This window comes from Thiolinea disciformis DSM 14473 (assembly GCF_000371925.1).
GTDB classification, from domain to species: Bacteria; Pseudomonadota; Gammaproteobacteria; order Thiotrichales; family Thiotrichaceae; genus Thiolinea; species Thiolinea disciformis.
In genome coordinates, this window is record NZ_AQVE01000045.1 from 1 (window position 1) to 10,387 (window position 10,387).

Genomic DNA, 10,387 nt, shown 5'->3' on the forward strand with positions numbered 1-10,387 from the left:
CAGCAGGATCAGCAGGATCAGCAGGATCAAGAAGATCGCCATCATTTTGCAATGACTCCTCGACATCTTCCTCCATGCCTTCTACATCATCAGGCACTGATTCCAATTGCATCTCAAGATCACGCTTTAATTTATTTAACGCTTCATTACTCATTAGTTTTTCCTTTACAGACAGGTCTGAATTGCTCATTTAGGGCGTTGGCACCTACTACACAGCAGCGCACCAACAGCCACATCGCCAGCTAGCGGGCATACAAAAAGCCACTCCCGTTACCAGAAGTGGCTTTTTGTATACTCAACAATCTTACTTTATAGGCTTACAGATGAAACCTGTTTAACTAAGCTAGCTTGATAGCTAATTGCATTACAAGCCGACTGCATGATTCAGCATTTTATTTTTTACACTACTCAACAAAGCATCCTTAGCCTCAAACTCACGCTGCTGCATCCGCTGCTTAGCCTCCTCAATTGCCACAATCTCCCTAGCGGCTTGCGCCTCATACAATCGCGCATGGGCTGCATCACGTTCTGCTGTACCTTGCTTGGCGGCCAGCTCCGCTTGAATTTTGGCTTGCTCTAATTGCAGCGCGGTTTTTTGCTGCTCTAATTGCGCTTGCTGCATAGAAGCTTGCTGCTCAGGATCAACTTTTCCACCCAGCAATTTATCAAATTCATCCAACAGCTCATGCTTATTCACAATCTGACTATTACGAACAACCCCACGCAATAGAATTTGCTGCATTGCCGGATTCCCACCAGTTACTTTGAACATATCGACAAAATCACCGTAAGCTTGTTGCTGGTTCCCTGGCGAACTAATAGCCTCAGTAAGCGCTACATGATAATTTGCCAGCGCCACTTGATTACTTATACCGTCATCGCTAACAGCATTGAGCTTTACATGCTTAATCGGCTTTTCCGTCAACTTGTCTTTAATGACGACATCTTGCTCACGATCAACCATATCATCAATTAAATAGGCCAACATCAAATTACCTACCATCGAACGTGCAAACTCATAGTTTGCATTGATCTCTGCTAGCGTTGTAGCTCCCAAAGCCGCTAGTGAATTGATAGCTCGACCGGATTGCTGCCCTGCAGAAATCCCTGAAAATGCCTCATAAATCCCAGAGTAAAGCCGCACCTCATCACGTGCCTCGGCTTTGCGAGCATGCATTTCCTGCAACTTCGTCAGCTCGCGTTCAGTACGAATTCGATTTAAATCTTTGACGGCAATCACACCATCCTTGCGGTTTAACTCTCGTACCAAGTCAGAGGCTTTCATGGCAGGATCAGCTAGCGCATTTGGATCATAGAATATCCTCAACGATTCAATAATACGCTGCGTCTCCCACTCCGCCTCATTATATTTATCTTGAGCATCCAACATGCCTTTAACCAAACCATAGGGACAGTTTGTAGCCCGTTCGCGATAGCCCATAAATGGCACAAATGGGAAATAATTATGCGGGTGTGGACTGGGCTCATCGACAATCTCATGTGGCCCAATAAACCACTTACGTCGAATTTTTGCCGTAACCCCTTCGCTGATCTTCAACAGTCCCATTACTTGGAGATTACGCAAGCTACGCGCAGAAAATAACTTTTTAGCACGCTTGTCGTCCATCACCTTACCATCGGCGAAGTTGTACACTACCGCCGGTTCATACACCCGATAATACGCCTCATAAACCGTTACCATCTGCCGATTGGATTCAGCATGCATATACCAATCACGATAAGAAGATGATGACGACCATTCTTGAGAACGAACATTTAACTCATCCGCCGATACCCCATCGAGTACGAAATACCCACCCGTCCACGCTGATTTTACCGCATCAATTAGTTTACGCTGATCAGGAAATAAAGCATAAACCGCATCAACATCCATTACTTTTTGACGCGCAATCCACCGCATGTCACTTAGTTTTGGATCAGTAGCACGCATGTCATAATAAATTTGCTCTAACGGCACACGCTCAATCATAAACTTGATGCCAAATGGATCAGGATTACGATCTAAATAAATCCAATCAAGCCCCTCAATTAGCATCCCCTTGTAAGCATCAGAACAATAACGATTCACACTACAAAGTCGCGCCTCATCATTTAAACGCTGATTAAGCGCTTCAATTACCTCATCTCCTGCAACATCATCAGCTACTACTCGAAAATCCCGCTGAGCAGCTTCTTCATGCCCCAAAACACTATTAATAGCAGGTTGTATTAAGTTACCAATAACCGGCAAACGCTCACACTCTTCAAGCTGCTTCAACCGCTCCGCTGTAAGCTGTCGATGATCATAATACTCTGCGCATTTTTTTGAGTTATCCCGCCACTCTTTATTTTGCGCAGCAATATCAGAAATCATTTCCTTGAAGTTGAACGCCTTAGTCATTACTTGAACTCTGGCCGACGAACCAATGTATAACCTAGCGCTTTATTCGCTAGCTTTAACTCCCGCTGCACACTGACAACAGGTGATCCATTGACTATCGTTACCAGTACAACCCCACCACCATCCACATCTAGCGCAAACGTAGCCAGCCTAATGGAATCGACACCATTCATCGGAGCAGTAACGCCGGTCATTGATGGAATGGCTTTCATGTCCAATGTGGCACTAGACAAAGCCTCATCCATAGCATCGCCCTGCTGCTGGACGCGAATTTGAGACTGCAAGTCAGAAATTTGCTCCGTATAACGGCTAATCTGCTCAGTTAAGCTAGCATTTTCATTATCACGATCCGTAATCTTGCGTTCCCACTCTGCAATTTCGGTGGCAGTAGCGCCTGGTCGTGCTGCATCTATATTTACTAACTTTGCTTGCAATTCAGCTATTTGCTTTTCTTGACTAACTTTCAGAGCTTCTAGCTCCTCAATATATTTTTTCTCTGCGATTGTTGCCATTACTCACCCTCTTTATCATTCATACTATGTGACTTCCTAAAAATTAACGACGCCGTGCTGCCGGACGCCGCTCATACACAAAATCTGATTTCTCTGGTATCGCAAAGCTTTTCATCAGCGAATCTGCCAAATTTGGACTAGAAATCCCCTTAGCTCGCATCTCATCCTTCGATACGATCTGAATTAACCGACTCCCTGCCGTGCGTTTGCGCGGCACTTTCACAATCTCACTCTTCAAACTAGCCAGTTCTTTAATATCGCTACTAATACTAATCAACGTTGTGGGGTCGTGATAGACCTTCTTCTCCACTGCCTGCCACGTCCTAAAAAACCGTTCGCGCAAATACCACCAATACTGCGCTCTTTTGTTTTTAAAAACGTTTGCATTGGTGCGCGGCTCCAGCTCTGTTTTCTCTGCCTCTTCAAAAGGCTCATCCGGAAAGTCTGGAGATTCTCCCGCTCCAAAACCGTGAAACTCCAAATTAACAGGCTTACCACCCATCCTTGCATACGTCTTAACACTGGCCCCGTTCCCCACATTATCATAGATAAAATCAGTAGCTCTAAACTCCACTGCATCATCCACAGCTCGTTGAGTCGCTTCCGTAATATCCCCATCCAACCAAGAACAGCAATCAACGATTAACACGCCATGCCGTAGTGTACGTGCCTTAGCATCCGTCCCCATATCTGCCGGATCAAACCCACATACCCTCTCACCCCGTGGCACAAACCCTAGCTTAATATGCGCATCTACCGCTGCCTCAAACCACTCCGGCTCAATTAACGCATCGTAATACTGCATATTCGGCTCACCACCATACACATGCAGCCATTTCTTGAAATTAGTTTGCTTTAAATGCTCAGAATGCTGGCGTAACTCAGCAGGGAAAAATGGGTTATCGTCATAATTGACCATCGCCACATAAATCTGCTCATCTTCATAAAACCCATTATGCTTAATCTGCGCTAAATACGGTTTTACGAACAATTGGTACGTCGCTGAAGCCTCGTCAGCTGGATTAAACGATACCCAGATTTCTGAATTAGATTTACGAATCGTTGGGATCAACAAATCCCAAGTAGCTTCCTTTATATCCTCCGCCTCTTCCACCCACACAACGTCATAGTCGAACTTAGATTTAATTGCAGTGATATTTCGACTTAAACCAAAGAACTTAAAATACCCACCCGATGGGGTGTTTATCACCGTATTCTGCACTTCAAACGGAAATTGATACTGATCAATAAAGGTTTTGAGCATCCCATGTACCGAGTCATCAATGCTATTCTGATACTCACGGGTACATAAAACTTTATAACGTGGAATACTCTCCGCATTAACCAACAACTGGCGAGCAAAGGTTTCTGACTTCCCCGACCCCCTGCCCCCAAAAAACACTTTTAAACGTTTAGGACGAGCCAGTGCTTCAAAGCGTGCGGGCAACTGAATAACGGGCAACTTACTCATGATCCGCCTTCACATACTCAACCCGCCGCACAAACTCAATCGGATTACCATCTATCCCAGTATGCTCAACCTGATCTTTAAACATACCAATATTCTTACCCAGTAATTGCAACGCCTGCGTAGCAGCCGGAATATTCAGCTCAGCAACTCGCACAACCTTTGTTTTTATTACCCCTTTATGATTCGCCACTAACAACTTATCAAAAGTCATTTCACCTTGCGCTAACATGACATTACGCTGCAATCGCTGGCGTATTTCTTCCGCATCCCAAGTAGATCGTACTTTATTCTCAGCCTGCAAATAACGTAGATACTCCCGCTCTTTTGCATAGGCTTTACGATTATTTTGGTTATGGGATAAGAATACCTTCCAGACAATAGTTCTAGCCGAATCACTGTCCTTAGGTTTAAATCCACCGATTCGGCAAAGCGCCAGATTATCCAACAGCTCCCCATCCACCCCATTCACATACGCCTCAACCATCCGCGCACGCTCAGGCCGCAAGTCACCGCCTTCAAACCCTTCCAAATACGCCTGCCGAACCTCGTCACTCATAGCAATTAGCAGCAGCCGTCATCAACCCAATAGTTACCAGCCGCATCACCTACCGTAACTTCAGCATTATCAGATTGCCTGTAGAACTTTGTAGCAACCGGAATACCCGTTACAGCATCCTGCTCAACAACCCGATACAGTTTTTCAGTAACTGTTTCAGCCAGAATAGCAGCAGGCGCTGCGACTGTACGTGCCTTGGCACACACTAAAACTAACTTAGTGTATTTAGTACCATTTGCAGCAGAATTGCTTGCTTTAAGCAAGCTCAGGGTAATACCGCGAATGGGCTGATCAGGCGAATTCCATATTTCACCTGGCACAACACAAGCAGGCGCATTAATACTGACATCCTCAGCAAACACACTCACTGGATTAGCAAATGGCTGTGCCGTGCCCGTAGCAATCGTTGCACAATCCAGCAACATATCGTAAGCAGCAAACTGAGTGGCATTAGCCGTTGTCCAGTATTGGCCTTTAATTGCTACCACATCAACCGGCACACTAGACCACCAGACCAAAACTTTATTATTGGTTTGCGGCACAATTACTGCGAAAGGTTTTTTATCCGGTGCAGTAATTGCCACACAACTCGCACTTAAATCATAAACCTGTGGATCAGTCATGATTACTCCATTAAATAAAAACCCGCCGAAGCGGGTTTATAAAACCAACTAAAATTAAGGCTCCCCAAAGATACGAACTGCTTTTATAACAAAATTTGCAGTTGATGATATAGGCGTTGTATTTTGACGTGCTATGACCAGTAATAATACATTGTAGTTGTGCACCCAGTCAGTGGTATTCGTTAGGTTAATTTTCATAGTTAACACATCGCTACTAGCTGCACTGCCGTTCAACCAATAACCTCGGCTATTGGTTGAAAGATTGGCTTGAGCCGTAAATCGGCGTGAATAGGATATAATTGACAAATAATTATTTAGCGCATCTCGATTAGCAGCGGATGAATCCAGATCAATCTCAATATACAATGGCGTGGGCGCATTCATTGGATCGTTAGCCGTGAACTGTATATTAACAGCAGTAGTTGCAGCTTTTACACCAAATCCCGCTACATTATTAGTAGTTAAATTCGTGATTGCTGTTCCAGATGCAATTTGTGCCGCTGTGTTAGTTGTTGAAGCCGTGAATAATGAAGTAATATCGACCAAATTAGTTTGCGCTTTATGAACATTATTTGCTTCATACACATAAACGTAATCCAATTGTATTACGGGTGAATAACTGGCTGCTAACGGATCAGGCAGCCCTGCTGTTGTGAGCGCATTTACTAACTTTCCTGTATTTGTATTTAGCGCATATGGTGAATAATTAATAATACTATTATTTACTTGGTAGCGCACTGTAAATGACTTCACGCGCTTTTCATAATCAAATACTGATGCGCTACCATACCAGTGGTAATCAGTTGGTAACAGCGCTTTACTAATTGTTGTATTGTCAGCATAGTTAATATCAATAACCAAATCAGGACGGGAATAAATAGTGTCAGTAATTGTCGCGATAAAAAGCTGCCATAAAAATAGTGGGGTCGCAAACTCTATTGAAAAACTAGCCCCGTCTTTTAAATTGAGATAATACGGTTCTCGGCTAGTGCGCTCAGTCACTAATTGCAGAATGTTTTCTAGCGGAACTCCAAATTGATCAATTAGTAAAGGGATTGTGCCTTGCGTTGACTGGCTAAACATCCAAGGCACAACAGGATTTCCTGTGCCCATTTGTGGCACACCAATACCAATATTGCCATCTTGCTGTAATCTTAAGCCGACTCCGCCATTTTGTCCAAATTGCACATTCCCCGTGTGAAACCCTTTTGACAAATAATTATCTTTTATATCCGCTATGACAGCTTTTACTGCCATATATACTTTATTTGCTGATGGAGCATCATAACCCCCTAACGGGAAAAGATATTGCCTTACCTTATAATCATCTGCATTACCAGATTCCGTCGGGTCATCAAGTTTTCGCATCTGAAAAGGATGCGATATTCTGTAATTAAATCCATCACTGCCTTTGGCTGTAATATCATGCCAGTCCTCATCCCTTAACGGGTTTAGCTCCAATTTACCATCAATGACTTGATGGGTTGCTCCAATATCAGTATCGTGTATTACTTTAGTCATCATCAAATCCTCAAACCGCTAATAAATAGTGCGTAATAGCACCGCTTAAATTTTGTTGTGCTACATACGCTTTATTAAGCATCGGCGCACTGGCGGCGTAGTAACTGCTATTACTAGCCAAATCTTGTACTAATACATCAAAGCAAAGCGAACTAAAGCTGTAGGCTCGACCAACCGGAACATTATCTAAATCATTCACGACTACATCCGGATCAGGCAAAGTGAGGCATGGATTAAGTTCTTTTAGCCAATCAGGAATGCCATCCGCATTGCTATCCGTACCATCCAGCAATGGATTAGGCGACCACTCCAACGTAATCTCCGCACATCCGCCATCAGGGATATTGACGCTAATCGACTGTCCATAAACACCACAACCAGCATCCAGTGTAAATGACTCACCTGCGCAATTACCGCAAGGCGTACTGATCGTGTTAGATGTACCGCAAACCTCTTTCCCTGCCACGTAAACAGCACCAGCACCTTTATTCCGCACCACAACAGATCGCAATCCAGCCGGTAATGTAACTGGACGTTGCGCTCTAAAAGAGCTAAAAAAAATAGGACAACAACTCACTTCTTATCCTCCCGTCGAGCACGTCGATACGCTAACCATGCTTCTACCAAATTTTTCAGAATTGCAGTTATCCCAACACCCAAGGTAATTACTGCTGTTAAAATGCCAACCCAATTTTGCTGAGACATCCACGCATAGAATCCAGCCCACCCTAAAGTACCCACCAACGCCACCGCTTCTATTGTTTTGTTTGTTAGCGTGTTCCGCATACTCATCGGAGCAACAATAGCCCCGCTAGTTTTCTGCCTTTCCACCACCAGAATGCCCCTATCAAAATTAATAGCATCCCAACCGAATTAGCGAGCAATAACCACTGCATCCAATCTAACTGTGTTGCCACAGCCTGCTTAGCTGCTTCGGTAGCTATAGTCGCTACCGCAGCACTTTGCTCTTTACTTAATCCAACCAACGTTCCCAAACTAACAACAACGCTACCAACACTGCCGGTTGCAATTGCCACAGCACCCTTCCGCTCACTACTTTTCATAGGAGGTTTAACTTCAATGGGCTGCTCTTCAGGCATTCGAATCCCAGCCATCTCTATTCCTTCATCTAACATTGCATCAGAGTAAGGTTGCATGTGTCCGTTTTCGTACTCAATCATCGCCGTAACAAATTGCTTAGCCGTTTTATAATCCCGCACCGCAATTGTCTCGCTAGGATCAACGCCCAAACGCTGCGCCACATGCCGCACATAACCTGACGTTTGCGCTTCAGAGTTATCAGCCCCTGCTCCACGATAAGGCGACCAACGATTAATAATTTCAGCCACAGACTTCAGCCCATGCTTTTGCTGATAAATCAGCAATAAATGCAATGCAGCACGAATCCCATACTTGGGATGCTCAAACCGGATCAAATCAGGTCTACGTACTGCCAGCTTTTTCATCCAGTCTGGCATGTCTTCTTGGGCCACTTCACCACGCCACGTACCGTAGTCTTTAATGCAGCAAGGATTATTAATCGCAATCCCAATAGTTACTTGACCATCCAAATTAAACTGCTCGACCGGATCAAACACACTACCCATCTTATTTTTAGCTATCATGTCAGTTACTACCTGTTTTTGAGTTAATGCAGCATTCCCCCACTGCACAACACTTCCAAATTCAAACACCTTGGCACGACCGGCACGGCACCACTCCTCAGCACTAAGCAACGAATCCAAACCCTTAGCCATCTCATACACAGCTGGCAAATCAACATCAGTCATAAAACAATCATACTGATTAAAAACAGTCGTCCGCCAATCCAAGCATGTTCTGCTTTCTGCCCCCAAGCTAATAGCTTCATAGCACGGTAAATTTTCTTTAAAACCGATCACCCATAGTGACCAGCTTTGCTCGCCGTCATCCGGTGACCCAAACAGGCGTAGCGGCTTTAACAAAACCTGACTAGGCTTTCCCTGCCCGTCCACATTCCCCGCAATCTCACCCGATAACATCCCGCAAATCGTAATTTCGTGCTCAGACTCAGTGCTAATCGTGTTATTGATAATCTGCAAAGACTCATAAAGCCCATCACCTGCAAAAATCCCTTGATACTGCGTATCCGGCATATTTACAAAGCAATTTCCAATCCTAATCCCACATGCTGAAGCACCGGCATACCAACTACGCGAGAAATCCCCATCGGGGATTAGCTGAATTGCATCTAAATGTGGCGCTTGCAGTCCTTTCCCCGAAATCGTGTTATGAATAAGTGCGTTGGCGAGCCGCCTATGACTACGGCGAACATGCACACCGTCCCGAGCTTCCCCAATCGCAACTCGAAACGGCTCCGTCCTTGACTTTTCCCTTAACGTCAAATACGGCTCATTACTCATCGCCAAACTACTTGCATAGTCACCAAATCAACCGCAGCTGCACTGACCTCCAAACTCAATAGCCCTACCAAGTGCACTGCCATTCCCGCTTTTACAATTGGCTTGATCTGCTTCCAGCTGTTATCACGTGGCGGATAAATCGCAGCACCCACATCCACAAATAACCGCCCCCGTGATACAACACGCTGGCTTGCATAAACCGAATACGCATCCCCTTTAATCCAGGAATTACGATAAAACCCAATCTCTTGCCCGTTTTTACGCACACCCAAACCTAAATTGACATGATTCGTCATTGGATTGGATACATGATAACTAGCCCCATTAACTACCAACGCATCAAAGCTGGTACACCCAGTCAGCAGCATCCCCAAGCCAATCACTAGCAAGACAACCTTATTCTTCATCGGCCAGCCTCACACTTACACCTTGCACAGTCACTGCACGCTTTTCCAACTGCGCCACTGACCACCAATACTCACCACCCGCTAGCCCACTCGGATCGAACACCCGCACTAGACCTGCTTGATAACCCTGCACCACAATCCAATGATTAACAAGCGGCACAACACTTACCAAAACCGCCGTAGCTCGATGCTGATCACGTACCACTGCATCTAATGCAGCCCATTGATGCTCTCTACCGTGCAACTCCAATAGCCGTGTAATATCAATCCCGTTCCACCAGCTATGCTTACCAACCACATCAATCGCCTGCTGATTCGTCGAACTACCACCCGCAAAATTGACCAACATAGCCCCAGCCGCCGCACCACAATCCGCCCAACTTTCTTGACGTACATACCCCTGATGTTGCGTAATTGGCGCAACTGCACAGCCATACAGCACTGCGAGCAATAAAAAGACCACCAACAACTTCACTTTTAAACCCCAAAAAAAG

The 10,387-nt window shown here is 45.0% G+C and carries 11 protein-coding genes; all 11 read right to left on the minus strand.

What is annotated here, in order from left to right:
• Positions 1-364 precede the first annotated feature (364 nt).
• Positions 365-2,401: a portal protein gene (locus A3IE_RS0118900; protein WP_157832917.1), complete on the minus strand. Its 2,037-nt coding sequence runs from the start codon at positions 2,399-2,401 to the stop codon at positions 365-367.
• Entirely contained in the window at positions 2,401-2,913 is a 513-nt protein-coding gene (locus A3IE_RS0118905; RefSeq protein ID WP_020397184.1) for a hypothetical protein, read from the minus strand. Before A3IE_RS0118905 ends, A3IE_RS0118900 begins: the two co-directional genes overlap by 1 nt.
• 43 nt (positions 2,914-2,956) lie before the next feature.
• Positions 2,957-4,384, minus strand: a complete 1,428-nt coding sequence (locus A3IE_RS0118910; RefSeq protein WP_020397185.1) for a PBSX family phage terminase large subunit — start codon at positions 4,382-4,384, stop codon at positions 2,957-2,959.
• Positions 4,377-4,940: a hypothetical protein gene (locus A3IE_RS0118915; RefSeq protein ID WP_020397186.1), complete on the minus strand. Its 564-nt coding sequence runs from the start codon at positions 4,938-4,940 to the stop codon at positions 4,377-4,379. The genes A3IE_RS0118910 and A3IE_RS0118915 overlap by 8 nt, the downstream gene beginning before the upstream one ends.
• 5 nt (positions 4,941-4,945) lie before the next feature.
• Positions 4,946-5,563 (minus strand): hypothetical protein, encoded by a 618-nt coding sequence (locus A3IE_RS0118920; RefSeq protein WP_020397187.1) that lies wholly within the window; start codon positions 5,561-5,563, stop codon positions 4,946-4,948.
• Between the two features lie 54 nt (positions 5,564-5,617).
• The gene (locus tag A3IE_RS0118925; protein WP_020397188.1) at positions 5,618-7,084 is read right to left on the minus strand and encodes a hypothetical protein; all 1,467 of its coding nucleotides are present in this window, start codon (positions 7,082-7,084) and stop codon (positions 5,618-5,620) included.
• Between the two features lie 10 nt (positions 7,085-7,094).
• Positions 7,095-7,661: a hypothetical protein gene (locus A3IE_RS0118930; RefSeq protein WP_020397189.1), complete on the minus strand. Its 567-nt coding sequence runs from the start codon at positions 7,659-7,661 to the stop codon at positions 7,095-7,097.
• Positions 7,658-7,870: a hypothetical protein gene (locus tag A3IE_RS0118935; protein WP_157832919.1), complete on the minus strand. Its 213-nt coding sequence runs from the start codon at positions 7,868-7,870 to the stop codon at positions 7,658-7,660. The genes A3IE_RS0118930 and A3IE_RS0118935 overlap by 4 nt, the downstream gene beginning before the upstream one ends.
• Positions 7,871-7,872: 2 nt before the next feature.
• Positions 7,873-9,486, minus strand: a complete 1,614-nt coding sequence (locus tag A3IE_RS22370) for a hypothetical protein (RefSeq protein ID WP_157832920.1) — start codon at positions 9,484-9,486, stop codon at positions 7,873-7,875.
• Positions 9,483-9,893, minus strand: coding sequence for a hypothetical protein (locus A3IE_RS0118945; RefSeq protein WP_020397192.1), 411 nt, complete (start codon positions 9,891-9,893; stop codon positions 9,483-9,485). The genes A3IE_RS22370 and A3IE_RS0118945 overlap by 4 nt, the downstream gene beginning before the upstream one ends.
• Positions 9,883-10,387 (minus strand): cysteine peptidase family C39 domain-containing protein (locus A3IE_RS0118950; RefSeq protein WP_026155035.1); only part of this gene is annotated, 505 nt, incomplete at its 5' end. The genes A3IE_RS0118945 and A3IE_RS0118950, both read right to left, overlap by 11 nt.